The organism is Paenibacillus peoriae KCTC 3763 (assembly GCF_000236805.1).
Lineage (GTDB): Bacteria > Bacillota > Bacilli > Paenibacillales > Paenibacillaceae > Paenibacillus > Paenibacillus peoriae.
Map to the genome: position 1 here is coordinate 215,479 of NZ_AGFX01000030.1, position 25,931 is coordinate 241,409.

Below are 25,931 nucleotides of genomic sequence, written 5' to 3' on the forward strand. Positions count from 1 at the left end.
ACAATATAATATATGCGTATCTAAGTTATTAGCAGATGGGCGGCAATCCAAAAGGGTATCTCGATGATTGAAGAGATACCCTTTTTGTGAACCTGACTTACTTACATCAGGCGCTGTATTTCATCTTTCAGCGTTTCGGACCGGGTACCGAAAATGACCTGTACTGCACCGTTGCCAAGCCTGATGATTCCCGAAGCTCCAAGCTTTTTGAGGGCATGGTCGTTTACAGCATGGTCGTTTTTGACAACCAGCCGCAGCCGTGTAATACATGCATCAATGCTTTGGATATTGTCCGAACCTCCTAGCTGGGCCAGTATTTTTTCTGCATAGCTCGCTTGGCCGTCAAATGGGGCTTCTGACTTTTCAATGGGTATGGCTTGGTCTGTATCCGAAAGGAGGCTGTCTTCTACGTCGTCTTCACGTCCGGGAGTTTTGAGATTGAATTTGACAATGATAAACCGGAACAGGAAATAATATACGATGGCAAAAGCCAGACCGACTGCAATCATTCGCAGCGGGTGGGTGGACAGCTTCATGTTGACTAAATAGTCGATGAGTCCTGCTGAAAATGAAAAGCCGAGTTTGACATCCAGCAGGTACATGATCAGGCCACTCAGACCTGTAAGCAGCGCATGGATGCCATAAAGCAACGGTGCAATGAACATAAAGGAAAATTCGAGTGGCTCGGTAATTCCGGTCAAAAACGATGCGAGCGCAGATCCGATGAAAATAGAAGCGACCGCTTTGCGTTTTTCAGGTTTGGCTGTATGGATGAATGCGAGGGCGGCTGCCGGGAGAGCGAACATCATAATGGGGAAGAAGCCGGACATGAATAGACCCGCCGATTTATCGCCTGCAAAGAAACGAGTCAGGTCACCATGAACAACCTCGCCAGCCGCATTCGTATAGTCACCAATCTGAAACCATGCGATAGAGTTTAGTACATGGTGCAGACCGAGCGGAATCAGCAGCCGATTGGCAATCATGAACACCATCGATCCTATGCCGCCGAAGCCGACGATCCAGTTGCCGAAGGTTGCAATCCCATCTTGTACCGGGCTCCAGATCATACCGAGCAGAACGGCCAAAATCATGGTGGTGAAGGCGGTAATCATGGGGACGAAACGTTTGCCGGAGAAGAAGCCGAGCCAATCCGGAAGCTGGATGTTATGATATTTTTTGAACAGATAAGCAGACCATCCACCGATAAAAATGCCGCCCAGCACCCCCATATCCAGCTTAACGTCATCGGGGATATATGCGAAAATGCCCGGGACTGCCGCTAAAATGCGGGTCAGTACCATATAGGCGATGACTGCAGATAGTGCGGCTACCGCATCGCCTGCCAGGCCGATCGCAACACCGATGGCAAAGATTAACGCCAGGTTGCCAAAGATGGCGCCTGCGCCTTCGTTCAAAAAAGGAGTGACATAATGATTCAAAAAGCCGCCTACGACAGAGCCGAGCGGAATATCTGTCTCATAGTTGATCAGAGCCAGCCCTTGCAAAATCCCCGCCGCGGGTAGTGTCGCTACCGGAAGCATTAACGATTTTCCGATTTTTTGCAGTAATTTCAGCATGACCTTCTTCCCTTCATCATCAGTTTGGGAACAACATGTTCTCATATGTCTGAATTTGACTACCCATTTTTTTACATCATAAAGGGGGGAATCTGACATAGTCAACGATTATTTCGATATCTGGAACATTTTAAATTTGTAGTTGACAACGCTTACATACTTATATAATATCAAATTTAAGTTAATAATCGTGACGGAGACAGGAGAGCCACGCAGACATCCCATGCCACAACACGGGAGCGGTTTGTAATGGCTTTTCTTTTTTTTGCGCGCGATGAATGCGATTAAAAATCGGGTGATCTATTTGAGGAGGTAGGTTGTATGTCGCCATATGCAGCCGAGTTTATAGGGACGATGATTCTGATTGTCCTGGGTAGCGGAGTGTGCGCAGGAGTATCCCTGAAAAAATCATTTGCCCACGCTTCCGGCTGGATTGTCATCGGAATGGGATGGGGGCTCGCAGTTGCTATTGCAGTGTATGCCGTAGGTCAAATCAGCGGAGCGCATTTGAATCCGGCAGTGACGCTGGCGTTGGCATTTCAGGGTGTCTTTCCATGGCAAGACGTTCCCGGCTATATTGTGGCTCAGGTTCTTGGTGCCATGGCGGGTGCTGTGCTTGTGGTTTTGCATTATTGGCCCCATTGGAAAGAGACGGAGGACGCAGCAACCAAACTTGGTGTATTTGCCACAGGACCGGCTATGGATCATCCGTTCGCCAATGTGCTTAGTGAAATGATAGGTACTTTCATCTTTGTTCTTGCTTTACAGTCGCTTGGTGCCAATTCATTTACAGAGGGCTTGCATCCATTGATTGTGGGTTTTCTGGTGGTGAGCATCGGTTTATCCCTTGGCGGGACGACGGGCTATGCCATTAATCCGGCGAGGGATTTTGGCCCGCGTCTTGTACATTATTTACTACCGATTCCCGGCAAGGGAGCATCCAACTGGAAATATGCGTGGGTGCCACTTGTAGGACCGCTGTTGGGTGGCTCTTTCGGAGGGCTGTTTTACCAGGCTGTGTTTAAAGGATATGCAAGTCCGGCTTTCTGGATTATGCTAGGCATCATTGTGATTGTACTACTGGTTACTTTCCGTTTCAGTCGTACTTATAAAAGCTCTATCACCAACAAACTAACCGTATAAAATGGATTGATTTACAGAGGAGAGATGAACGATGGAAAAATATATTTTGTCACTGGATCAAGGAACGACAAGCTCAAGAGCGATTTTGTTCAATACAGAAGGAGATGTGGTGTATTCCGCTCAACGGGAATTTCCGCAATATTTTCCTCAGCCCGGCTGGGTGGAGCAGAATGCAAATGAAATCTGGAGTTCCATTCTGGGAGTCATCGCATCCTGTCTTTCCGAATCCGGTGTAAAGGCAAACCAGGTTGCCGCCATCGGTATTACTAACCAGCGGGAATCGGTAGTTGTCTGGGACAAAAATACGGGATTGCCTGTGTACAACGTGCTCGTTTGGCAGTCGCGCCAAACCTCGGACATCTGCGAGGAATTGAAGCGACAAGGACATGAGGAGCTGTTTCACAGTAAAACAGGGCTGCTGATCGATCCGTATTTTTCCGGCACCAAAGTGAAGTGGATACTGGACCATGTGGAGGGTGCGAGGGAAAAGGCAGAGCGGGGCGACTTGTTATTCGGTACGATTGATTCGTGGCTGATCTGGAAGCTTTCTGGTGGGACTGCGCATGTGACAGACTACTCCAATGCAGCCCGGACGCTGATGTATAACATTTATGAGCTCAAGTGGGATGAAGACCTGCTCGACATTCTCGGTGTGCCCAAAATCATGCTGCCTGAGGTGAGACCTTCTTCTGAGGTCTATGCGCACACGGTGGATTATCATTTCTTTGGTCAGAATATACCGATTGCCGGTGCAGCGGGTGACCAGCAGGCAGCCTTGTTCGGTCAGGCTTGTTACGAAAAAGGGATGATCAAAAATACTTATGGCACAGGCTGCTTCATGCTGATGAATACGGGGGATCAGCCTGTGGAATCCAAGCATGGTCTCATTACGACCATCGCATGGGGGCTGGAGGAAGGTAAAGTGCAATATGCGCTGGAGGGGAGTGTGTTTGTAGCAGGCTCTGCGATCCAGTGGCTGCGCGACGGTCTGCGTATGTTCCGGGAAGCGAAGGATAGTGAGCCCTATGCGGCCCGTGTATCCTCTACAGAAGGGGTGTATATTGTACCTGCTTTTGTCGGGCTTGGCAGCCCTTACTGGGATAGTGAGGTGCGTGGAGCGATGTTCGGATTGACACGGGGAACTACAAAAGAGCATTTTATCCGTGCCACATTGGAGTCACTCGCTTATCAGACGAAGGATGTGCTTACGGCGATGGAGATCGATTCCGGTATTGCTGTGAAAATGCTGCGGGTGGATGGAGGAGCTGTGCTGAATAATTTTCTGATGCAATTCCAGAGCGATATATTGGATGCTACGGTGGAGCGGCCTGTTATTCATGAGACGACGGCGCTGGGTGCCGCATGTCTGGCAGGTTTGGCTATTGGATACTGGAACAGTATGGATGAGCTTCGCAAGCGTGTGAGGGCGGAACGCACTTTTGTCCCTACGATGGATGAGACAACGCGAGCCAGCTTGTATGAAGGCTGGAAAAAGGCCGTGAACGCGGCAATGGCCTACAAATAGCCTACAAATAGCCCATAGGAAGGTTATCTTCAGGATCGGAGCATGTTTAGCTCTTTTCCGTGTTTACTTTCTCCGCTTTATTAGAATACAAATGCCCCGCAAGATGGACATTTTGAGAAATCGTGTCCATCTTGCGGGGCGAAGTATGCAACTCAGAGGTAAATCCCTTTATTTCGATAGATGGCAGGTCCGGCGGTAACCGCCGAGAACTTAAGATGTGTATTAGCCCTTAACCAGCGCAGGATTCCAGTTTTGCCGGGCTCCGCAGGAGCTGCGGATGACCAGTTCCGGTTCTATCTTAATACATTTTGTCTCCATCTGTTTCTTCATCAGGTCGAACAGCACCATTGCGGCTAGACGGCCTATTTTTTGTGTGTCTTGCTTTACTGTGGTCAGTGGAGGATCGGTGTAGCGACAGGCCTCTATATCATCACATCCCACCACAGCTATATCCTCGGGTACCCTCAAGCCGCTTTCCTTGAAAGCACGGATGGCACCAAAGGCAAGCAGGTCGGTAGCCGCAAAAATAGCCTTTGGCAATTCTCCTTGCTGTATCCACGCTTTCGCGATCTGGTATCCATCTTCCGCCGCGTAGTCCTTAGCATATACAATCCATTCAGGTCTGACCTCAAGGCTAAACCGTTTTAGCGATGTGATGAAGGCTTCTTCTCTCTCTTTAATGACCAAGGATGGGCGTTCAATGCCTATAAAACCCATATCGCGGTAGCCATTCAAGTAAAAATGCTCAACAACCTTCATTGAGATCTTCTGATTGTCGGACATAATGTAGCAGGAATTGGCTCCGGTTAGTTCAATATCGACACCGATGCAGGGGATGAGACTGGCATCGAGATCAAAAACGCTCTTTTCCACCTCATCTCCAGCAATAATAATGCACCCGTCCACTGAAAAATATTTCGAACGAGCCAAATAGTCCTCTCCATTATCCAGAAATTTTTCATTTGAAAAAAACAGCAGATCGTAACCGAGCAAGCCAATCTGTTTTTTGAAGACATTAATGATATCTACAAAAAAGGGATGGCTAAAATCGACATTCAGCTTGCCAGCGAATATAACGCCTACCAGATTAGATTTTTTGGTAGCAAGCGTTTTGGCTGAGGAGGAGGGTCTATAGCCTGTTTCCTCCATTATTTTAAGTACCCGCTGCCGGGTTTCCTCACTGATATCTGTGTAATTGTTTATGATTTTTGAAACCGTTGCCACCGAAACGCCTGCCATACTCGCTATTGTTTTTATATTCATGAATTCCTCCGAAGCTAAACTGGTTTAGTTGAATTGACTTTGCAATTTAAATTTAATGGTTACTCGTATTCTATGCTACCTCATAGAGGAGAGTCAACCGTACTCTTAGGAGAATAGTTTAGCACATCATGGGAATGTAAGTTTATATTGGAGATGGTTTATGTTTTTTTTGTTATTTCACAAATCTCTATTTACAAATACAGACCATTTGTTACATAATGGTAAATGTAAAACGAAACTGCTTTCGTAATGTATGAAGCATTTATTCTAAGATTATACGGGGGGATTCTGCAATGTTAAAAAAGAGTGTTTCATTACTTCTTGTAACCGCTTTAATTGTTGTGTTGGCTGCTTGTGGTAAAGGTGGCGAAGCTGCACAGGACGGGAATAAAAAGGTCACATTAAAGATTATTCATTGGCAGCAGGAAAATATTAACAACTATATAAAGGAAATTAATAAAAAGTTTGAAGAGAAGTACCCGAATGTTCAGGTGGAGTATACGACCGTACCTGCTGACTCAACGTATGATCAACTGATGCAAACGCGTATGAATGCTGGCTCGTCCGGTGATGCAGACATTATTCCTCTGAAATTCAGCTTCGTGGGTGCTCCGCAGGAATGGTCCAAGGGAGCAGCTGATCCGATGTGGAAGCAATGGATTGATGGAGGACTTATAGCCGATCTGTCGGATCAGGCTTTTATAAAAAGCTATAATCCTACAGATGTCAAAAATGCTATGACCTATAAGGACAAGGTATATGGTGTGAATATGGGTAAGGTGGCACTAACAGGATTATTCTACAACAAAGAGATTTTTGAAAAATATAATCTTGCTGTGCCCACAACCTGGGATGAACTGGTACATGTGATGAAGGTGCTCAAGGATAACGGCGTAGAACCGATTGGTTTTGGCGGTAAGGATGTATGGCCTATTAACCTTGCTGTCCAAGGGCTTCAGGCCTCTATCCATGATGATCAGCTGGAATATATCAAAGGGCTGTGGACAGGGAAGACGAAACTGACAGACCCCGTTCAGCTTGAGGTGCTGGAAAAAACACAAATATTGATGAACAATGCCATTGATGGATTTATGGGGATTGACTATGGAACCTTGCCAAGTTTGTTTGCTACAGGGCGTGTAGCTATGATTGCGGATGGCACGTGGGATGCAACTACGATCCAGACAGCCAATCCAGAGATGAAATTTGGTTATTTTCCGATTCCGGGCAGTAATGATCCCGCCAAAAATAAGAACCTTGCAGGCAAATACGATATGACATGGATGGTATTGGAAAAGTCGCCAAACAAGGACTATGCGATCAAATGGCTTGAAATGCTCTCCGAGAAGCAGAATTACACGGATTTTGTGAACGCTGCCGGATTTTTGCCAACACAGCCTGATGTGAAGATAAGTAGTGAGTTTGTTAATGAAATCCAGCCTTCACTGGAAAACTTCAAGCTCTCCTGGGATCAGTTGTTTATCAATCGTAAGAATGTTGGACAGTACATTAAGGATGCCAGCGTACATGCGGAATTTCTGGCGCCCGCCGGTCCGCTAAAGACGCCTTTGGAGCTTGCTCAAAAATCTCAGGCAGACTGGGATGCGGCAGCCCCTAAATAAATCAATAGGCTTTGCATAAGCGCAGATTGGCTACGGTAAAGCTCCCATAATAGAGGATTTTGCAAAATCCTGAATAATGTAAAAAGGTGTGAGGCCCATGTATCCCTTCGGAAAGGGGGCGGCCCGGTTAATACCGTATCTCTTGCTGAGTATTCCGGTGCTGCTCTATTTGCTTCTTGGCTTTGGTCCCTCCATGGTAACTGTACTGTTTTCCTTTACAGATGCATCAGGTGTTCCGGGACAATCATGGAATTTTGTCGGATTCGAGAATTATACGACCTTCTTTACCTCCTCGGATTCAGGAGATCGTATCGCTTCTATTGGTCGTTCCTTATACTTTGCCGTAGCAGTGGTTGTGATTCAAAATGCAGTAGGGCTGTTCATGGCCATCCTTATTAATAAGAAGCTCAAAGGTGATGTATTTTACCGCGCTGTATTTTTTCTGCCTGTTGTACTTGGGGTAACGGTATCTGGCCTGATCTGGCAGCTGATTGCCAATCCGCTTGGCGGTCCTGCGCAAGCCATGATGAACTTTTTTGGAACCAGCTCCAACTTTTTCGGGGATTATGATATTGCCTTTGAACTGATTATTTTCGTGCAAATTTGGATGTACATGGGCTACTCAATGACTATTTTCTTAGCCGGGCTGCAATCCATTCCCAATGATTTATATGAAGCAGGGTATATGGACGGCGCTTCCGGGTGGAAAGCGTTCAAAAATATTACCTTTCCGATGATTGCGCCATCCTTTACAGTCAATATGCTGCTGTCCATTATTGGAGCCTTGCAAACCTTTGACATTATTTATGTGCTGACAGGTGGTAAATTCAACACGACGACACTTGCGTTTGATGTGTATGCAACAGCCTTCGGCTCCGGGACATCGGATTACGGCCTTGCTTCCGCGGTAGCTATGATCCAGTTCCTGTTCGTATTTACGGTGTCGATGATTGCCCTGTATTACTTGCGTAGAAGAGAGGTGGAAATGTAATGAGCAGCTCCAAAGGAACAAAACTATTGAGCTACATCATCGTACTGCTCATGCTTTCCCTATATTTATTTCCGCTTTTCTACCTCTTTAATGTATCGATGAAGACTCAGAGTGAGTATCTGATAGATCCTGTGGCAATAGCCAAAAGTCTGCGCTTGGAGAATTTTATGGATGCCTGGGAGAAAGGGAATTTCTCTCAGTACATGTGGAACAGTATTTTGTATACGGGAGTATCTACGCTGTTAACGCTGGTAATATCCGTGTTTGCAGCTTTTCCGCTGGCGCGGGGATACGTTAAATTCAGCACCTTCTTCTATGTGTTTTTCCTGATATCCATGTATCTCCCGAACCCGCTGATTCCGCAATTTGCCCTCATTAATAGTCTGGGGCTGTACAATACGCAGCTTGGTTTTATTTTGCTGAAAACAACGGGGACCGGCATTGCTTTCCTGATGTTTGTGGGATATATCAAGTCTGTGTCCCGAGAACTGGATGAAGCGGCAGCAATGGACGGGTGCGGATATTCACGCTATTTGTTTACGATTCTTGTACCGCTGATGAAGCCAGTGCTGGCGACAGGCATTATTTTGACCGCGATCGGGGCGTGGAACGACATTATAGGTCCTACCATTTATTTGTCTGATCCTGCGTATCAGCCGGTGACCAAGGGATTGTTCTCCTTCTACGGACAATACATGAACAACTGGCCGCTGCTCGCTTGCGGTATCCTGATTGTTACACTACCGCTGGTTATTTTGTATATTTTCCTCCAGCGCTTTATTGTCGGCGGTGCAATGGCTGGAGCTGTGAAGTCTTGATTCCTGAAAGGATGATGCCGAGTATGAGTGAAAATACCTTTTTATTTCCAGCCAAGTTTATGTGGGGAACCTCAACCTCTTCTTATCAAATTGAAGGTGGTGTCACTGAGGGTGGAAGAACGCCTTCCATTTGGGATACGTTCTGTCAAGCGCCAGGGAAGGTGATAGGAGGAGACTGCGGAGATATGGCTTGTGACCATTTTCACCGCTTTAAGGAAGACGTGCAATTAATGAAGCAGCTTGGCTTTTTACATTACCGTTTTTCCGTAGCCTGGCCGCGTATTATTCCCGCACCCGGCGTGGTTAACGAACAGGGGCTGCTCTTCTATGAGCGCCTGCTGGATGAGATTGAGTCGGCCGGGCTCATTCCGATGCTGACGCTGTATCACTGGGATCTACCGCAGTGGATCGAGGACGAGGGCGGTTGGACGCAGCGCGAGATTATCGGGCATTTTATGACGTATGCCTCTGTAATCATGGATCGATTTGGACAGCGTATAAGCTGGTGGAATACGATAAATGAGCCCTATTGTGCCTCTATTTTGGGCTATGGTACAGGAGAACATGCCCCCGGTCATGAGAACTGGAAGGAAGCCTTTACTGCCGCCCATCATACTCTGCTGTGTCATGGGATAGCCATCAAATTACACAAGGAAAAAGGGCTGACGGGCAAGATAGGTATTACACTGAATATGGAGCATGTGGATGCCGCTTCTGAACGACCTGAGGACGTTGCCGCTGCCGTCCGGCGGGATGGCTTTATTAATCGTTGGTTTGCCGAGCCGTTGTTTAACGGGAAATATCCTGAAGATATGGTGGAATGGTACGGGGCGTATCTGAATGGATTGGATTTTGTAGAGCCCAGTGATATGGAGCTGATTCAGCAGCCAGGGGATTTTGTGGGCATCAACTATTATGCTCGCAGTGTCATTCGAGCGACTACAGACGCTTCGTTGCTGCAGGTGGAGCAGGTTCGCATCGAGGAGCCGGTAACGGATATGGGATGGGAGATTCATCCCGAATCCTTTTATAAGCTGCTGACGCGGATTGAGAAGGATTTTACCAAGGGCATACCCATTTTAATTACGGAAAATGGTGCAGCGATGAAGGATGAGCTGATGAACGGGAAAATTGAGGACACCGGGCGTCAGCACTATATTGAGGAGCATTTAAAGGCATGCCATCGCTTTATCGAAGAGGGAGGCCAGCTCAAGGGTTATTTTGTCTGGTCATTCCTGGATAACTTTGAATGGGCCTGGGGCTACAGCAAACGTTTCGGTATTATACATGTCAATTACGAAACGCAGGAACGGACACCTAAACAAAGTGCGCTGTGGTTCAAGCAAGTGATGGTGAATAACGGGTTTTAGACAGAAAAAGGGGATATCATTTAAGCCGTCATGCTGCAATAACAGAACATGACGGCTTTTAAGACTGCGTAATACTTGTGTAAGGCGGATTATGCTGAAATATCCTGCATATCGAGTATAACAGGGCAGTGGTCGCTACCGGTAATATGACAATCTATGCTTGCGTCTATTAATAGCGGGCGAAGTCTGTCCGAGACGAGGAAGTAGTCGATTCGCCAGCCGATGTTCCGTTCTCTCACCTTCGGCATATAGGACCACCAGGAATAAACCTCCGTCCGGTCAGGATAAAAGTGTCTGAAGGTGTCAATAAACCCGGCGCCCAGCAACTGCGACATTCGCTCCCGTTCCTCAGGCGTAAATCCGGCATTGCCGTAGTTGGCTTTTGCATTTTTCAAATCAATCTCCTGATGAGCCACGTTGAGATCACCACAAATAATGACAGGCTTCGATGCATCCAACTGTTGCAGATAGCTGCGGAAACGGTCCTCCCATTCCAGTCTGTACGGCAGCCTGGACAAATCCCGTTTGGTATTCGGAGTATACACATTAACCAGATAAAACTTCTCGAATTCCAGAGTAATGGTTCTGCCTTCAGGCTCCCCATTTTCTTCAAGTCCATAATGTACAGAAAGCGGCTTGATTTTGGTGAAGATAGCCGTGCCGGAATATCCTTTTTTCTCGGCATAATTCCAGTACTGTGTGTATTCCTCCATGTTCTCCATGAGGATTTGTCCCTCTTGAAGCTTGGTTTCCTGTACGCAAAAAATATCGGGATTTGTTTCTTTTAGATAAGTATAGAATCCTTTGGTCACACAGGCTCTTAAGCCATTAACATTCCAAGATATTAATTTCATTGTCGATCTCCTTATTACTCATCGCGGTCAAGCGGTGTGATTGAATATATCCTCGGTTGGGATAAGCATATATAATGAAATAACTATATGGGGAACAAGATAGATGATAGCAATCTCTGTGTTTTTTTAAAAGGGCAGTTGTTAGCAAACCATGATCTGAACACAAAAAAGGCTGCTCCCAACAAGCGCTAAACCGACATACGGCCTAGTGGAAGCAGCCATTCTACATTAAAAATGCTAACGAAGCTAATGCTCCGACGTCCCCCAAAGGGGTTCTCATCCTGCTGGAACGAAAAAAAACTTCCTAATAGGAAGTTTGTATATACGTCCCAGGAGGGATTCGAACCCCCGACCGACGGCTTAGAAGGCCGTTGCTCTATCCAGCTGAGCTACTGGGACATAAAATTCAAGCGAATATTAATATATCACATGGATGCAAAAGATTCAAGTCTTGTTTCCCATATTATTTAGTTGTTCAGACTTTGTGCAGCATAAATTCAGACTAGACGTGGTTTTTTTTGCCTTATAAAAGGGTATGTTAGAATACAGGTGAATATGTGGAAGACGAGTGGTTGGACTTAAGCTGCTGTTTCTCATATAATCTACAAATACTTTAGCATACGGAGGAGAGGGGGTGCCTTTAATTAAGGACTCCAAGGTGACGACAAAAGAAAATAATATTGTATTGTTTCCAAAGACACTGGACTATTATCAAATTCAACTTACTGTGATGCTTGAAAACGAACGTTACGGAGAGGCGATGGCGATGCTGCGTTTTTTAATGCAGTGTCAGGGACAGGAGCAGAAACAATACGATGAATGGGATGCTCTATTACAATGGCTGGAAGCTGCCTTTCCACAGTATGTTGACAGCGGGGGAGTAACGGACGTTGCGGAAGAAGACGAGGTGGGCGAAGTAGAATTGGCTCGCCGCCATGCACGCTTTAAGCAGGAGCAGGATGCAGGGTATGGCAATAGGCTGCTGCAGATGGCTATGGATGGACCATTATCCGAACAGACGATTTTAGCACTTGAGCAGTTGTCCTATCTGGAGCTGCCGGAAATTGACGATGCCTTGCTTCGCTGGATAAAAGAACGGGAAATCCATCCTCTCCTCCAATTCCGAATTTTGCAAACACTGCGACGACGTGGAATGGAAGGGACGATAGAAATCAGACGGGGAGATGAAAAAGCGGAGATCGAGATTGAAACGGTTCCACTTCAACCGGGTGATTTTCCTGAACAGATTTTGCGTATCTTGGAACGGGTAGCCGATCAGACCGAGGTGCATGAGCCTACGCTGTTCTATTTTGCGCAGGAGCTGTGGTCGCAGTTTGTGATGGCTGTGTATGGTACGAATGATTACAGATCGATGCTGGTGGAAGAGGACGGAATGTCGGATATTTGGGCGGCAGCTCTCCACCAGACGGTTTCGGAGAGTTTGAGTGGAAGCAACAACGAGGAAGAAACACGTGCTATTTACGGCATTACAGATTCGCTGCGCTTCCGTTTTGAGCAGGCGTATCGGTCAATGCGAGTCTTTGTAGCTGCGGGAATGAATACTCCTTGAATGACCGGAAACGTTTACCTGTAAAGCATTGAAAGGGCTGCTCTTGAAAAAGACAGTAATGTTAGATATACTATAATGGTTATTTTGTGTGCGTTGATTGAAATGAAAACTAAGTGAAGATTTTGTTGGAGGGGAAAGCATAAAATGAAAGCAACTTGGGAGAAAATAGAGAAGAACCTTGGGGTTCTTGAAGTTGAGGTTAACGCGGATCGTGTAGCCGCTGCACTCGACAAAGCTTTTAATAAAGTGGTAAAGCAAGTAAGTGTACCAGGATTCCGTAAAGGTAAGGTGCCACGTCCTATTTTTGAAAAACGCTACGGTATTGAAAGCTTGTATCAGGATGCAATCGACTTCCTGCTGCCAGAAGCTTATGGTGAAGCTGTAGAGCAAACGGACATCTTCCCGGTTGATAGCCCGGACGTTGAAATTGATCAATTTGCTAAAGGCGAATCTTTCAAATTCAAAGCAAAGGTTACAGTTAAGCCTGAAGTTACTTTGGGCGAGTACAAAGGCATAGAAGTGTCTGTAAGCAAACTTGAAGTAAGCGACGAAGAATTGACTCAAGAGCTGGAGCGCCTGCAACAACGTCATGCTGAATTGGTTGTCGTTGATGAAGATGCTGCTCAATCCGGTGATACAGCTATTATCGACTTCGACGGTTCCGTAGACGGCGTACAATTCGAAGGCGGACAAGCTGAGAAGTATTCTCTGGAGCTGGGCTCCAACACCTTCATCCCTGGCTTTGAAGATCAAGTGATTGGTTTGCACACTGGCGATTCCAAGGACGTTGAAGTAACGTTCCCTGAGAACTACCATTCTGCTGACCTGGCTGGCAAACAAGCTGTATTCAAAGTGAAAGTTCATGAGCTGAAACGCAAAGTTCTTCCTGAACTGGACGATGAATTTGCTAAAGATGTAAGTGAATTTGACACACTGGCTGAATTCAAGGAAGATCTGAAAAAGCAATTGCTGGAGCGTAAGGAGAATGAAGCTAAAGCAGCTCGTGAAGGTGCTGTAGTGGAGAAAGTTGCTGAGAATGCAACAATCGACATTCCTGAAGCAATGGTCAAGAGTGAAGTGCAAAACATGGTTCGCGATTTCGACAACCGTCTGCGCAGCCAAGGCATGAACCTTGAAATGTTCCTCGGCTTCTCCGGTCAAAGCAAGGAAGACCTGGAAGAGCAAATGAAAGCTGATGCTGAAAAGCGCGTGCGTAACAACCTCGTGCTGGAGCAAGTGGCTAAGGCAGAAAACATCGAAGTTTCCGAAACGGAAATTAATGAAGAGCTGCAAAACATGGCTGATGCTTACAAACGTTCTGTTGAAGAAATCCGCAGTATTCTGGAAAGTAACGGCTCGTTAGCCAACTTGAAAGAAGAGGTCTCACTGCGCAAAACAATTGCTTTGCTGGTGGAAAACAGCAAAGAAGTTGAAGCACCAGCTGCAGCTGCTGAGTAATTTAAACGATAAAAATATACGGGGTATGCTGTTACAGGCTGCAACGTAGTAATTAGATAGGGATAAGGCACGTAGTGAAAGTTACGTGCCTTATTTTCACCTTAGGAAACCTAAATTTTGGTCGTTTATGGAAAGCGCTGTAAGTGGTGTTTTCGTGTTTTACATAAGTCACCACCGTACATTTGCACATACATATGAAACATGGTTAAATATGAGAAGGTCTCGGCAAAGCGTATTGTAAACAGCCGCACTTTAGATGAGCGGATGCAAATATGACACGAGACTCTGAACATGTTAAAATATTTTGTAAGGTGTTCACGTTTCATGCTCACCGCTTTCGTTTTAATGGGACTTAAGGAAGCGGATGAATACAGGTGTTCATTTTAATTAAGAAAAGAGGTTGGTCGTGATGAGTCTCGTCCCTATGGTTGTGGAACAAACGAATCGAGGAGAACGATCTTACGATATTTACTCGCGGTTGCTTAAGGATCGCATCATTTTCCTGAGTGGCCCGATTGATGACGATGTCGCCAATCTCGTCATTGCACAGCTATTGTTCCTTGCTGCGGAAGATCCGGAGAAGGATATCAATTTGTATATTAACTCGCCAGGTGGTTCTGTAACTGCGGGCATGGGTATATATGATACAATGCAATTTATTAAGCCGGACGTATCAACGATCTGTGTAGGCATGGCTGCAAGCATGGGTTCTTTGTTGCTCACAGCGGGTGCACCAGGCAAAAGATACGCGCTTACTAACAGTGAGGTTATGATCCATCAGCCGCTCGGCGGCATTCAGGGGCAAGCCTCTGATATGCTGATTCATGCGGACTGGATTATCAAAACACGTGCCAAGCTGAATCAAATCTATGTAGAGCGTACGGGTCAGCCCCTCGAAAAAATCGAACGTGATACTGACCGGGATTTCTTCATGGAAGCAGAAGAGGCAAAAGCATATGGTATCATTGACCAGGTGCTGTCTAAACCGATTAATCTGTAAAGGGGTGGCTCTATGTTTAAATTTAATGATGAAAAAGGACAATTGAAATGTTCTTTCTGCGGCAAATCTCAAGATCAGGTTCGCAAACTTGTTGCCGGACCAGGTGTATATATATGTGACGAATGCATTGAGCTGTGCACGGAGATTGTGGAAGAGGAATTGGGTCATGAAGAAGAAGTAGATCTGAAAGACATTCCGAAACCGATGCAAATCCGTGAGATTTTGGACCAATATGTCATTGGTCAGGATCAAGCGAAAAAATCGTTGTCTGTAGCGGTATATAACCATTACAAACGTATTAATACACAAAACAAAATTGATGATGTAGAGTTACAAAAAAGCAACATTCTGATGCTTGGACCTACAGGTTCGGGTAAAACGTTGCTTGCGCAAACGATGGCTAAAATTTTGAACGTACCTTTTGCTATTGCAGATGCCACTTCCCTCACGGAAGCCGGTTATGTAGGTGAAGACGTTGAAAACATTTTGCTGAAATTGATTCAAGCAGCCGATTATGATGTGGAAAAAGCCGAGCGCGGTATCATCTACATTGACGAAATTGATAAAGTAGCCCGTAAATCCGAAAACCCGTCCATTACGCGCGACGTATCGGGAGAAGGTGTACAGCAGGCCTTGCTTAAAATTTTGGAAGGCACGGTTGCTTCTGTACCTCCGCAAGGTGGCCGCAAGCATCCGCATCAAGAGTTCATTCAAATTGACACCACAAATATCCTGTTTATTTGCGGCGGTGCTTTTGACGGTCTGGAGCAAATGATCAAACGCCGTATCGGTAAAAAGGTCATTGGCTTTAATGCCACTAGCGAACAAAAAGATCTGAAGCCAGGGGAATATACTTCCATGGTATTGCCTGAGGATCTGTTGAAATTCGGACTGATTCCGGAATTCGTAGGACGTTTGCCAGTCATTTCTACGCTGGAGCCGCTTGATGAGAATACATTGGTTCGTATCTTGTCGGAGCCGAAAAATGCGTTAACCAAGCAATACCAGAAGATGCTGGAACTGGATAATGTGCAGCTGGAATTTAAGCAAGATGCTCTGGAAGCCATTGCTCGTGAGGCGATCAAGCGTAACACGGGTGCCCGTGGTCTTCGCGCGATCATTGAAGGTATTATGCTCGACGTCATGTATGAAGTTCCTTCCCGTGATGATGTGACGACTTGCGTCATCAACGAGCAGGTAGTAAAAGACAAAATCGCACCGGAACTCGGTCGTACAGATAAGGATAAAAAACAAGAAGAGAGCGCCTAAGGATTGATACTTCGCGATCTCTACAACATGAGAAGCCGGATCTCCACTTCACTAAACCGTATGAGGTTTTAAGGGGTGGAGGTTTGGTGTTAATGGGAGAGAAAAGTACATGTTCTTAAGACAAGACACACGTCCCGTTAAAGTCGGGAATCTGACGATTGGCGGCAGCAATGAAGTCATTATCCAAAGTATGTGTACAACCAAAACAGCAGATGTGGAAGCTACTGTAGCCGAGATTCTTCGCTTGGAGGAAGCCGGATGTCAACTGGTGCGGGTTACGGTCAACAATGAGGAAGCAGCCGCTGCCATTAAGGAAATTAAAAAACGGATTCATATTCCGCTCGTCGCGGATATTCATTTTAATTACAAGCTGGCTCTACTGGCGATTGAAAACGGAATTGACAAGGTCCGCATTAATCCAGGTAATATTGGTCGACGCGAAAAAGTGGAGGCTGTCGTTAATGCGTGTAAGGAAAAAGGGATTCCGATTCGGATTGGTGTCAATGCCGGATCATTGGAGCAGCATTTGCTGGATAAGTATGGCTATCCGACGCCAGAAGCGATGGTAGAAAGCGCGCTGTACCATATCGGTATTTTGGAGGAGCTTGATTTCCACGATATTATTGTGTCTCTGAAAGCGTCTGACGTACCCATGGCGATTGCTGCTTATATGAAGGCCGCTGAAATTATCAAGTATCCGCTTCATCTGGGTATCACCGAAGCAGGTACGCTCTTTACCGGAACGGTTAAAAGTGCGGCGGGTATGGGGGCCTTGCTGGCATCAGGCATCGGCTCCACGATGCGTATTTCACTCAGTGCCGATCCGGTGGAAGAAGTGAAGGTTGCACGGGAGCTACTCAAAACGTTTGGACTAATCACCAACGCTGCGACATTGATTTCCTGTCCAACTTGCGGACGTCTGGATATTGATCTGTTCTCTATTGCCAACGAGGTAGAGGACTATATTGCCAAACTCAAGGTGCCGATTAAAGTATCGGTGCTGGGATGTGCAGTAAATGGTCCGGGTGAAGCGAAGGAAGCTGATATCGGCATTGCTGGAGCACGCGGGGAAGGGCTTTTGTTCCGTTACGGTAAAATGATCCGCAAAGTACCCGAGGCTGACATGGTTGATGAATTGAAAAAAGAAATTGATGTCATCGTCAAAGCGTATGAAGAGACAGGCAAAATCCCGGGGCGTGAAGAACGCCATACAGCTGAGAAAGTATAGACCCAATCAGTTTTTATACAGAAGTATAATCATTCTTTATGGTCATTATATCATCGCCGTGAAGAACAGTTCTGTTACAGAATTGTTCTTCACGGTGTTTTTGTATTTTCCTTCTGATCTTTTGAAAGACTGCCGTTTAGCTATCGTGGAAAAGGAAATACTGTCTTTCATAGAGCGGCATTTTTCAATTTGCTGAGATGAGAAACGGAGGAAATACAATGGACTTGACTATGATTTTGTTGTTGGTACAAATGTTTTTCGGGATTGTCATCGGTCTGTATTTCTGGAATCTCCTACGGAGCCAGAAAACGAACCGTAGCGCGGTGGACCGGGAGTCCCGGAAGGAGCTGGATAAGCTGCGCAAGCTGCGCTCCATTTCACTTACCAAGCCGTTGGCGGAACGTACTCGGCCAGCAACGTTACAGGATATCGTCGGACAGAAGGACGGACTGCGTGCGCTCAAGGCGGCCTTATGTAGTGCAAATCCACAGCATGTCATTATTTATGGCCCGCCGGGAGTGGGGAAGACGGCTGCTGCGCGTGTAGTGCTGGAAGAGGCGAAGAAAAATCTGTCCTCTCCATTCAAGGCTGATGCGAAATTCACGGAAATTGACGCCACGACGGCCCGTTTTGATGAGCGTGGCATTGCAGACCCGTTAATTGGCTCGGTGCATGATCCCATTTATCAAGGGGCTGGAGCTATGGGGGTAGCGGGTATTCCGCAGCCTAAGCCTGGCGCTGTAACGAAGGCGCATGGTGGCATGCTGTTTATTGATGAAATCGGCGAATTGCACCCGACGCAGATGAATAAGCTGTTGAAAGTGCTGGAGGACCGCAAGGTATTTTTGGAGAGTGCGTATTACAACTCAGAAGACACGCATACTCCTGCCTACATCCACGATATTTTTCAAAATGGATTGCCAGCGGATTTTCGTATGGTAGGTGCGACGACCCGTTCGCCGCATGAGCTGCCACCTGCCATTCGCTCCCGTTGTATGGAAATTTATTTCCGTGCCCTTCAGCCGCAGGAGATTGCTCGTATTGCTGAGGATGCTGTCCACAAGCTGGGCTTTGGGCCTTGTCCCGAGGCGGTCGAGGTCGTACAGCGTTACGCTACGAATGGTCGGGAGGCAGTCAATATGATCCAGCTTGCTGCTGGTTTGGCGCTTACCGAGAAGCGGGAACGTCTCAATGCGTCTGATGTGGAATGGGTTGCGGGAAGCAGTCAAATTCAACCGCGTCCTGATCGAAAAGTACCGGGCTTGCCGCAAATCGGTTTTGTTAACGGATTAGCTGTATACGGCCCGAATATGGGGATGCTGCTGGAAATTGAGGTTACGGCGGTTCCGGTTCCTGAAGGAAAGGGAAGCTACAATATTACGGGAGTAGTTGATGAGGAGGAAATTGGAGGGGGCTCCCGTACACTGCGACGCAAGAGTATGGCTAAAGGTTCTGTGGAAAATGTACTGACCGTTTTGCGTACACTCGGATTGTCTCCGTCGAATTACGATCTGCATATCAATTTCCCTGGGGGCACGCCAGTAGACGGTCCGTCTGCAGGAATCGCAATGGCAACAGCTATTGCATCCGCCATGCGGGGAATTCCGGTGGATCACGAAATTGCGATGACTGGCGAGGTTAGCATCCACGGCCGTGTCAAACCAATTGGTGGCGTATTAGCCAAGGTTGAGGCAGCTTTTCAGGCAGGAGCCAAAAAGGTGATCATTCCGCAGGAAAACTGGCAAGCTCTTTTTGATAGTGTTGAGGGCTTACAGGTCATTCCCGTACAGTCGGTTACCGAAGTATTCCGTCATGTGTTTGGAGAAGAAATGACGTTGGAAGCACCTGTGCATGCACCAATTGAGACTTTTCTCCCATCCCAATCTTCATTGTTACAGGCCGATGGAACGCATAATGGGGCGATATCTGATACAGGATCTTGCTAAAAAGTGACCCTTTCATTGGTTTTTTTATTTAACATTTGATAAAATATGAAAGATAACAACGTGAGGATTGTAAAATCCGGAACCTGAGAATCACTGGAGGTGCGAAAGCGATGGGACCCAACAAGACAAAAGGTCGTCGTTTTCCTTTGCTGCCTTTAAGAGGACTTCTGGTCTACCCGAGCATGGTTCTGCATCTCGATGTGGGCCGGGAAAAATCGGTCAAGGCTTTGGAAAAAGCGATGGTTGAAGACAATTTGATTCTCCTGTGTTCTCAATCTGAGGTAAATATTGAAGAACCCGCACAAGAGGATATTTTTCGAGTCGGCACGGTAGCCAAGGTGCGCCAGATGCTCAAGCTTCCTAATGGAACGATTCGGGTGCTGGTGGAAGGGCTGGAACGTGCCGAGATTATCCAATATACGGACAATGAAGAATATTACGAGGTACTGGCCAAGGAATTGCATGAGGCAGAAAACGTGCAGCCTGAGACGGATGCGCTGATGCGCACTGTATTGACCCAGTTCGAGCATTATATCAACTTGTCCAAAAAGGTAACGCCCGAGACACTTGCCGCGGTATCCGATATTGAGGAGCCTGGACGGCTGGCAGACGTGATCACAAGCCATCTGACGCTCAAGATTAAGGAAAAGCAGGATATTCTGGAGACGATCGACGTAACTCAGCGTCTGGAGAAGCTTCTGGATATTTTGAACAACGAGCGCGAAGTTCTGGAGCTGGAACGTAAAATCAGCCAGCGAGTGAAAAAGCAAATGGAAAAGACGCAGAAGGAATATTATCTGCGTGAACAAATGAAGGCGATTCAGAAGGAGCTTGGCGAGAAGGAAGGTCGTGCAGGAGAAGTTGAAGAGCTGCGCAACCAGTTGAGTGAGCTGGAGCTGCCTGTTCCGGTAAAAGAGAAGGTCGAAAAGGAAATCGACCGTCTGGAAAAAATGCCTGCAAGCTCCGCCGAGGGTGGCGTCATCCGCAATTACGTCGATTGGCTGTTAAGCTTGCCATGGAATACGTTCACCGATGATGACCTGGATATTGCCAAAGCCGAAGAGGTGCTGAATGATGACCACTACGGACTGGATAAACCGAAGGAGCGGGTACTGGAGTACTTGGCTGTACGCAAGCTGGTGAAGACCATTAAGGGACCGATTCTGTGTCTCGTAGGTCCGCCAGGGGTCGGCAAGACCTCGCTGGCTCGTTCGATTGCCAAATCCATGGGCCGGGAATTTGTCCGCATCTCCCTCGGTGGTGTGCGGGATGAAGCAGAAATCCGTGGCCATCGCCGGACTTATGTTGGTGCGATGCCGGGGCGTATCATTCAGGGAATGAAGACGGCAGGCACGTCTAATCCGGTCTTTTTGCTGGATGAGATTGATAAAATGGCTTCCGATTTTCGGGGAGACCCATCAGCAGCATTGCTGGAGGTGCTTGATCCTGAACAAAACAATACGTTCAGCGACCATTTTGTCGAGCTGCCATTTGATCTATCCAATGTAATGTTTGTGACGACAGCAAATGCTGCACACAATATACCGCGCCCACTCATGGATCGTATGGAGACACTTTATATTCCTGGCTATACCGAACTGGAGAAGCTGGAGATTGCCAATCGTTATCTACTGCCCAAGCAGAAGAGAGAGCATGGTCTGGAAGAGGAGCAGTTGGTTATCGGCGAGGATACGCTGATGCGTGTCATTCGCGAATATACCCGTGAATCGGGCGTGCGGAATCTCGAACAGCAATTGGCCTCCCTATGCCGTAAGGCTGCGAAGTCAGTTGTATCCGGTGGGGAAGGATCGATTCAAGTCACACCGGATAATCTGAAAGATTATTTGGGCATCGCCAAATTCCGGTACGGTGTAGCGGAACTGGAGGATCAGATCGGTATGGTTACAGGCCTGGCATGGACAGAGGTCGGTGGTGAAACGCTGATGATTGAAGTGACTGTCGTACCTGGTGCCGGTAAACTGATTCTTACGGGTAAGCTTGGAGACGTGATGAAGGAATCCGCACAGGCGGCATTCAGCTATACTCGTTCCAAAGCGACCGAGTTGGGCATTGAACCGGATTTTTATGAAAAAAATGATATTCACATCCATATTCCTGAGGGAGCCATTCCGAAGGATGGACCTTCTGCTGGAATCACCATTGCTACGGCATTGATTTCGGCATTGACCAACCGTCATGTATCGAAGGATGTGGCTATGACGGGCGAAATTACCCTGCGCGGTCGCGTGCTGCCGATTGGTGGTTTGAAAGAGAAGTCGCTGGCAGCTCATCGGGCAGGCTACAAAAAAATTCTGCTTCCAAAAGATAATGAACGGGATTTGAAGGATATTCCCGACAGTATCCGGCAGGATGTTGAATTCGTTCCCGTTGCCCATATGGATCAGGTGCTGAAGCATGCTTTGGTTGAGCAGGCAAGGGTACATTAGAGAGGAATTAAGGACACAATGAAAGTAACAAAAGCAGAATTTATTATTAGTGCGGTTGGTCCCAATCAGTTTCCTGTAGACGCTTTGCCAGAGATTGCTCTGGCAGGGCGCTCTAATGTCGGGAAGTCTTCATTGATTAACCGCATGATTAGCCGCAAAAATTTGGCGCGCACCAGTTCTACGCCAGGGAAAACCCAACAGCTTAATTATTACCGGATTAATGATGATCTCTATTTTGTCGATTTTCCCGGCTACGGCTACGCTAAAGTATCCAAGACGTCCCGCAAAGCCTGGGGGCAGATGATCGAGTCTTATTTGCTGGAGCGGGAGCAACTCAAGCTGGTGCTGCAAATGGTTGATTTGCGCCATCCGCCGTCCAAGGATGATATCATGATGTATGATTGGCTGCGTCATAACGGGCTTCCCGTATGTGTTGTAGGTACAAAGGCAGATAAAATCCCCAAAACACGACGGGAAAAGCATTATAAAGTCATTAAGCAGGAACTTGGAATACTTCCCGGTGGATTGTTTATCCCCTTTTCATCTGAAGAAGGCATGGGCAAGGAAGAACTGTGGTCTGTCATCTCCAGCTATATAGAGAATGACGACGAAGGACAGACGGAATTGTAAATGCAGGGCGCCCTTGGGGCGTCCTTTTTCATGGTGTATGGATTTCAGATTGATGTAGATTTCAGAATATTTAAAACTCATTAAGCTGGTAGGAATAATACTTATATCTAAGAAATCACGCGGATTTCCTGCAGAAAAGTGAGCATATGGGGGATAATGCTACCTCAATGAAGATATTTTCCGTTTAATTCTCATGAATGACCGATTTTTGTGAACTGATCTGAAAGAAAAGCGCTGTGGGTCTGATGTATAATAAATTGTAAAGCTCGAACTATAGGTTCAGGAAAGAATTGAGGAGATTGGTATGGCTCAGCGGTTAGCCACAGAGTATGTAAAAACCACTTTGACCTTGTCAGAAACTCAAATGGATGAATTTTTGCAGGCAGTGGATGATCCCCAAGTGCATTACCGAATTAAAGTGCTGGATAACGGGGGACAGGAAATCGTTCTGGAGCATACTGCGGGTGAGGAAGTTCATTTGTTTTTTGAAGCCAAAGAGGAAGAATATGTCTGTGAATTGACTTGCCGCTTAATTCATCCGCAACTAACCTTGTTTATACGCAAACTTTTTGTTCGCTTTAAGGGTGAGGGCATTGTTTACCGGATGTATCAAGGATTCACGATGGTGTATTTTTATAACAAAGGCACTGTTCGCAAAATTATGGAGAAGAATGCCGAAGGCTCCAGGCTGGTATTTGAATATAAAAACACAGTACAGGAACTACAACAGCTTTATCAGCATCAAAACGTGGAAAATGAAATATCAGCCGTGTATAATCTCATTAATTCGTTGCTGGATCAACGGAATCTGGCTCATACATTCTCGGAGCTTGAACAGATTGATCAAAAGCTTCGAATGAGCTGCTCCAGATTGTTTGCACTGGAAGCTTAAATTTGGGCTTTGGCATGCTGAAATGAATCGTTATGCAGAGCAGTCTCTTTCGCTACTGGAAGGGGCTTTTTTATTCCAAAAAAATGATTGCATTTGCTGTACATTGATGTTATTTTTAATCTCGTTGAAAATGAATATAGGAACCAGGATTCACTCAGGACATTGAATGTTGCGAGAGGTTATCCCTCGGGAAGTGAATGACGTAGGTCCTAGCGGATGAAATTTTTTTCAAACATTTTATTCCTAGGAAGGGGGAACCGAAAGATGGAATTGGAGTACTCAACTTTCGGAAGACACGTTGCCGTAGATACTTGGGGTGTTGAGTTTGAATTGCTGAATAATGCGCAGTTTCTGGAGACTCAATTGGTTGAGGCTGCTGAAGCTTGCGGAGCAACGGTGATGTCCGTTCAATCCAAGCAATTTGAACCACAGGGAGCTACTGTGCTTGTAATGTTGTCGGAGAGTCATCTCTCTATTCATACGTATCCTGAGAGAGGATTTGCCGCTATTGATTGTTACACCTGCGGTGAGACTGTTGATCCGCAGCTGGCTATCGATTACCTGGTATCCGTCCTAAAACCGGAAAAAACATATGCGAAGAAGCTGATTCGCGGCTTGGGAGAGCTTCAGGTGGAATCACCGGAGAGCAAGTGCGCTGAATTGGTGTAATTTGTTTCTTATGGAGCCATTCGCGTGGTCCTATATCATAACCATGGAATTTTCCATGGTTATTTGTCTTAAAAGTAGTCTACACTAAATTAAATGATACAGAGCGTGGCGGATGTTCAGGTAATCCATCTAATTTTCATAAACAATTCATAAAACAGCCCGAGGAGAATCGGACTTCTGTGATATAATTAACATAGTTTATGATAACAGTGGTTATTCTTATTACAGTTTAGGCAGGTGAATTTGCAATGCACATCGTCGTTGTTGGGTTGAATTATCGTACGGCGCCTGTGGAAGTCAGAGAGCGTTTTACATTTGCAGAACAAGATTTGCCAAAAGCGCTGGAGCAACTCAAACTTACTAAAAGTGTGTTGGAGGGCGTAGTTGTCGCAACCTGCAATCGAACTGAGATATATGTCGTGGTGGACCGCCTACACATGTGCGGTTATTTTATACGCAGTTTTATGGAGCAATGGTTCGGCATTCCGCGTGATCAATTTACACAGCATTTATATATATATGAGGATGAGCAGGCGATCCGGCATTTGTTCCGGGTGACTTGTGGTCTGGATTCGATGGTCATTGGGGAAACTCAAATTTTGGGACAAGTGAAGAATGCTTTTCTTCAGGCGCAATCCCAGAAAATTACGGCCACGTGGTTTAATATGTTGTTTAAGCAAGCCGTCACATTGGGCAAGCGTGCCCACTCGGAGACATCCATTGGAGAAAGCGCCGTATCTGTCAGCTATGCAGCAGTTGAGCTGGGCAAGCGAATTTTTGGCATGTTTACCGATAAGAAAGTGCTGATTCTCGGTGCAGGTAAAATGAGCGAGCTTACCGTTAAGCATTTGTACAGTGGCGGAGCAGCCGAGGTTATTGTGGCGAACCGGACTTTGTCCCGTGCGGAGGACCTGGCCTCCAAGTTTCACGGAACGCCGGTTACGATGGGGGAAGGCATTGAACGGTTGGCCGATGTGGACATAGTTATCAGCTCGACTGGTGCGCAAGGATATATACTCGATCGGGATCGGGTTGAAGCCAGTATGAAAAGACGTCAGTCCCGCCCTTTGTTTATGATCGATATCGCGGTTCCGCGTGATCTGGACCCAGCTATTGGGGAATTGTCGAACGTTTTTCTATACGATATTGATGATTTGGAAGGTATCGTGGAGAGCAATCTGGAAATGCGTCGTACCGAGGCCGCCAAAATCGAGCATATGATCGAAGGCGAGCTTATCGAATTTTATCAATGGTTGAAAACGATGGGAGTGCGTCCGGTGATTCGTGCTTTACAGGAAAAAGCGGAATCCGTACACCAGGATACATTAGAAAGCTTGTTCAACAAGCTTCCGGAGCTGGATGAACGGCAGCGCAAAGTGATTAGCCGCTTGACGAAGAGCATGCTGAACCAGATGATGCATGATCCTATCAATCGGGTGAAGGAATTGGCAGTCCAAAAGCAGGGCAATGAGGCCTTAGAGTTGTTTAGCCACATTTTTGCTCTGGAGGATCGTTTGGAGGACGCCGCTCAGAAAGTAGATAAAAGCGATGCATCCGCGTTAATGAAACCGGAGGCCGGTGTTCATGAAAAATCCGGTCAGGTCCAAGCCTCGCCAGCGTCGTTAGCGCCGGCTGGCCTGTAAAGGTAGGTGTACA

20 protein-coding genes and 1 tRNA gene are annotated in these 25,931 nt (G+C 46.6%); 17 read left to right on the top strand and 4 right to left on the bottom strand.

Going from position 1 to position 25,931, the window contains the following annotated elements:
- Positions 1 to 101 precede the first annotated feature (101 nt).
- Complete coding sequence (locus KQI_RS0117065) at positions 102 to 1,580, bottom strand: PTS transporter subunit EIIC (protein WP_010348061.1); 1,479 nt, start codon at positions 1,578 to 1,580, stop codon at positions 102 to 104.
- Positions 1,581 to 1,901: 321 nt separating this feature from the next.
- Between KQI_RS0117065 and KQI_RS0117070 the strand changes: the two genes are divergently transcribed.
- Positions 1,902 to 2,723, top strand: coding sequence for an MIP/aquaporin family protein (locus KQI_RS0117070; RefSeq protein ID WP_010348062.1), 822 nt, complete (start codon positions 1,902 to 1,904; stop codon positions 2,721 to 2,723).
- A 31-nt stretch (positions 2,724 to 2,754) separates the two neighbouring features.
- On the top strand, positions 2,755 to 4,248 hold the full coding sequence (glpK, locus tag KQI_RS0117075; protein WP_010348063.1) for a glycerol kinase GlpK: 1,494 nt from the start codon (positions 2,755 to 2,757) through the stop codon (positions 4,246 to 4,248).
- A gap of 222 nt (positions 4,249 to 4,470) precedes the next feature.
- Here the strand turns inward: glpK and KQI_RS0117080 are convergent, their stop codons facing one another.
- Positions 4,471 to 5,511, bottom strand: coding sequence for a LacI family DNA-binding transcriptional regulator (locus KQI_RS0117080; RefSeq protein ID WP_010348064.1), 1,041 nt, complete (start codon positions 5,509 to 5,511; stop codon positions 4,471 to 4,473).
- A gap of 293 nt (positions 5,512 to 5,804) precedes the next feature.
- Between KQI_RS0117080 and KQI_RS0117085 the strand changes: the two genes are divergently transcribed.
- From KQI_RS0117085 to KQI_RS0117100, 4 genes are all read left to right on the top strand, one after another.
- Positions 5,805 to 7,133 (top strand): ABC transporter substrate-binding protein, encoded by a 1,329-nt coding sequence (locus tag KQI_RS0117085; protein ID WP_010348065.1) that lies wholly within the window; start codon positions 5,805 to 5,807, stop codon positions 7,131 to 7,133.
- Between the two features lie 97 nt (positions 7,134 to 7,230).
- A complete protein-coding gene (locus KQI_RS0117090) occupies positions 7,231 to 8,124 on the top strand; it encodes a carbohydrate ABC transporter permease (protein WP_010348066.1) in 894 nt (297 codons plus the stop codon).
- On the top strand, positions 8,124 to 8,942 hold the full coding sequence (locus tag KQI_RS0117095; RefSeq protein ID WP_010348067.1) for a carbohydrate ABC transporter permease: 819 nt from the start codon (positions 8,124 to 8,126) through the stop codon (positions 8,940 to 8,942). Before KQI_RS0117090 ends, KQI_RS0117095 begins: the two co-directional genes overlap by 1 nt.
- A 23-nt stretch (positions 8,943 to 8,965) precedes the next feature.
- Positions 8,966 to 10,312 carry a GH1 family beta-glucosidase gene (locus KQI_RS0117100; protein WP_029390207.1) on the top strand — a complete coding sequence of 449 codons (1,347 nt, stop codon included), beginning with the start codon at positions 8,966 to 8,968 and terminating at the stop codon, positions 10,310 to 10,312.
- 89 nt (positions 10,313 to 10,401) lie between these two features.
- Here the strand turns inward: KQI_RS0117100 and KQI_RS0117105 are convergent, their stop codons facing one another.
- Positions 10,402 to 11,166 (bottom strand): exodeoxyribonuclease III, encoded by a 765-nt coding sequence (locus tag KQI_RS0117105; RefSeq protein ID WP_010348069.1) that lies wholly within the window; start codon positions 11,164 to 11,166, stop codon positions 10,402 to 10,404.
- A gap of 325 nt (positions 11,167 to 11,491) precedes the next feature.
- A tRNA-Arg gene (locus KQI_RS0117110) sits at positions 11,492 to 11,565 on the bottom strand.
- 235 nt (positions 11,566 to 11,800) lie between these two features.
- On the opposite strand from KQI_RS0117110, the gene KQI_RS0117115 reads away from it, so the two are divergent.
- From KQI_RS0117115 to hemA, 11 genes are all read left to right on the top strand, one after another.
- Positions 11,801 to 12,736 (top strand): hypothetical protein, encoded by a 936-nt coding sequence (locus KQI_RS0117115; RefSeq protein ID WP_010348070.1) that lies wholly within the window; start codon positions 11,801 to 11,803, stop codon positions 12,734 to 12,736.
- A gap of 144 nt (positions 12,737 to 12,880) precedes the next feature.
- Positions 12,881 to 14,194 (top strand): trigger factor, encoded by a 1,314-nt coding sequence (gene tig / locus KQI_RS0117120; protein ID WP_010348071.1) that lies wholly within the window; start codon positions 12,881 to 12,883, stop codon positions 14,192 to 14,194.
- 409 nt (positions 14,195 to 14,603) lie between these two features.
- The gene (clpP, locus tag KQI_RS0117125) at positions 14,604 to 15,194 is read left to right on the top strand and encodes an ATP-dependent Clp endopeptidase proteolytic subunit ClpP (RefSeq protein ID WP_007431724.1); all 591 of its coding nucleotides are present in this window, start codon (positions 14,604 to 14,606) and stop codon (positions 15,192 to 15,194) included.
- A 12-nt stretch (positions 15,195 to 15,206) separates the two neighbouring features.
- Complete coding sequence (clpX, locus tag KQI_RS0117130) at positions 15,207 to 16,463, top strand: ATP-dependent protease ATP-binding subunit ClpX (protein WP_010348072.1); 1,257 nt, start codon at positions 15,207 to 15,209, stop codon at positions 16,461 to 16,463.
- A gap of 109 nt (positions 16,464 to 16,572) precedes the next feature.
- Positions 16,573 to 17,691, top strand: a complete 1,119-nt coding sequence (gene ispG, locus KQI_RS0117135; protein WP_010348073.1) for a flavodoxin-dependent (E)-4-hydroxy-3-methylbut-2-enyl-diphosphate synthase — start codon at positions 16,573 to 16,575, stop codon at positions 17,689 to 17,691.
- Between the two features lie 218 nt (positions 17,692 to 17,909).
- Positions 17,910 to 19,637 carry an ATP-dependent protease LonB gene (gene lonB, locus KQI_RS0117140; RefSeq protein WP_010348074.1) on the top strand — a complete coding sequence of 576 codons (1,728 nt, stop codon included), beginning with the start codon at positions 17,910 to 17,912 and terminating at the stop codon, positions 19,635 to 19,637.
- Positions 19,638 to 19,747: 110 nt separating this feature from the next.
- Positions 19,748 to 22,084: an endopeptidase La gene (gene lon, locus KQI_RS0117145; RefSeq protein WP_010348075.1), complete on the top strand. Its 2,337-nt coding sequence runs from the start codon at positions 19,748 to 19,750 to the stop codon at positions 22,082 to 22,084.
- A gap of 18 nt (positions 22,085 to 22,102) precedes the next feature.
- Positions 22,103 to 22,714, top strand: coding sequence for a ribosome biogenesis GTP-binding protein YihA/YsxC (gene yihA, locus KQI_RS0117150; protein ID WP_010348076.1), 612 nt, complete (start codon positions 22,103 to 22,105; stop codon positions 22,712 to 22,714).
- Between the two features lie 304 nt (positions 22,715 to 23,018).
- Positions 23,019 to 23,606 carry a hypothetical protein gene (locus KQI_RS0117155; RefSeq protein WP_010348077.1) on the top strand — a complete coding sequence of 196 codons (588 nt, stop codon included), beginning with the start codon at positions 23,019 to 23,021 and terminating at the stop codon, positions 23,604 to 23,606.
- A gap of 270 nt (positions 23,607 to 23,876) precedes the next feature.
- A complete protein-coding gene (gene speD, locus KQI_RS0117160) occupies positions 23,877 to 24,275 on the top strand; it encodes an adenosylmethionine decarboxylase (RefSeq protein ID WP_039774532.1) in 399 nt (132 codons plus the stop codon).
- 248 nt (positions 24,276 to 24,523) lie between these two features.
- The gene (gene hemA / locus KQI_RS0117165) at positions 24,524 to 25,918 is read left to right on the top strand and encodes a glutamyl-tRNA reductase (RefSeq protein WP_010348079.1); all 1,395 of its coding nucleotides are present in this window, start codon (positions 24,524 to 24,526) and stop codon (positions 25,916 to 25,918) included.
- Positions 25,919 to 25,931: the final 13 nt, after the last annotated feature.

What these genes read in the sequence shown, in the direction of transcription:
- KQI_RS0117065 (WP_010348061.1), bottom strand. Translation starts at nt 1,580, where the DNA reads ATGCTGAAATTACTGCAAAAAATCGGAAAATCGTTAATGCTTCCGGTA.
- KQI_RS0117070 (WP_010348062.1), top strand. Translation starts at nt 1,902, where the DNA reads ATGTCGCCATATGCAGCCGAGTTTATAGGGACGATGATTCTGATTGTC.
- glpK (WP_010348063.1), top strand. Translation starts at nt 2,755, where the DNA reads ATGGAAAAATATATTTTGTCACTGGATCAAGGAACGACAAGCTCAAGA.
- KQI_RS0117080 (WP_010348064.1), bottom strand. Translation starts at nt 5,511, where the DNA reads ATGAATATAAAAACAATAGCGAGTATGGCAGGCGTTTCGGTGGCAACG.
- KQI_RS0117085 (WP_010348065.1), top strand. Translation starts at nt 5,805, where the DNA reads ATGTTAAAAAAGAGTGTTTCATTACTTCTTGTAACCGCTTTAATTGTT.
- KQI_RS0117090 (WP_010348066.1), top strand. Translation starts at nt 7,231, where the DNA reads ATGTATCCCTTCGGAAAGGGGGCGGCCCGGTTAATACCGTATCTCTTG.
- KQI_RS0117095 (WP_010348067.1), top strand. Translation starts at nt 8,124, where the DNA reads ATGAGCAGCTCCAAAGGAACAAAACTATTGAGCTACATCATCGTACTG.
- KQI_RS0117100 (WP_029390207.1), top strand. Translation starts at nt 8,966, where the DNA reads ATGAGTGAAAATACCTTTTTATTTCCAGCCAAGTTTATGTGGGGAACC.
- KQI_RS0117105 (WP_010348069.1), bottom strand. Translation starts at nt 11,166, where the DNA reads ATGAAATTAATATCTTGGAATGTTAATGGCTTAAGAGCCTGTGTGACC.
- tig (WP_010348071.1), top strand. Translation starts at nt 12,881, where the DNA reads ATGAAAGCAACTTGGGAGAAAATAGAGAAGAACCTTGGGGTTCTTGAA.
- clpP (WP_007431724.1), top strand. Translation starts at nt 14,604, where the DNA reads ATGAGTCTCGTCCCTATGGTTGTGGAACAAACGAATCGAGGAGAACGA.
- clpX (WP_010348072.1), top strand. Translation starts at nt 15,207, where the DNA reads ATGTTTAAATTTAATGATGAAAAAGGACAATTGAAATGTTCTTTCTGC.
- ispG (WP_010348073.1), top strand. Translation starts at nt 16,573, where the DNA reads ATGTTCTTAAGACAAGACACACGTCCCGTTAAAGTCGGGAATCTGACG.
- lonB (WP_010348074.1), top strand. Translation starts at nt 17,910, where the DNA reads ATGGACTTGACTATGATTTTGTTGTTGGTACAAATGTTTTTCGGGATT.
- lon (WP_010348075.1), top strand. Translation starts at nt 19,748, where the DNA reads ATGGGACCCAACAAGACAAAAGGTCGTCGTTTTCCTTTGCTGCCTTTA.
- yihA (WP_010348076.1), top strand. Translation starts at nt 22,103, where the DNA reads ATGAAAGTAACAAAAGCAGAATTTATTATTAGTGCGGTTGGTCCCAAT.
- KQI_RS0117155 (WP_010348077.1), top strand. Translation starts at nt 23,019, where the DNA reads ATGGCTCAGCGGTTAGCCACAGAGTATGTAAAAACCACTTTGACCTTG.
- hemA (WP_010348079.1), top strand. Translation starts at nt 24,524, where the DNA reads ATGCACATCGTCGTTGTTGGGTTGAATTATCGTACGGCGCCTGTGGAA.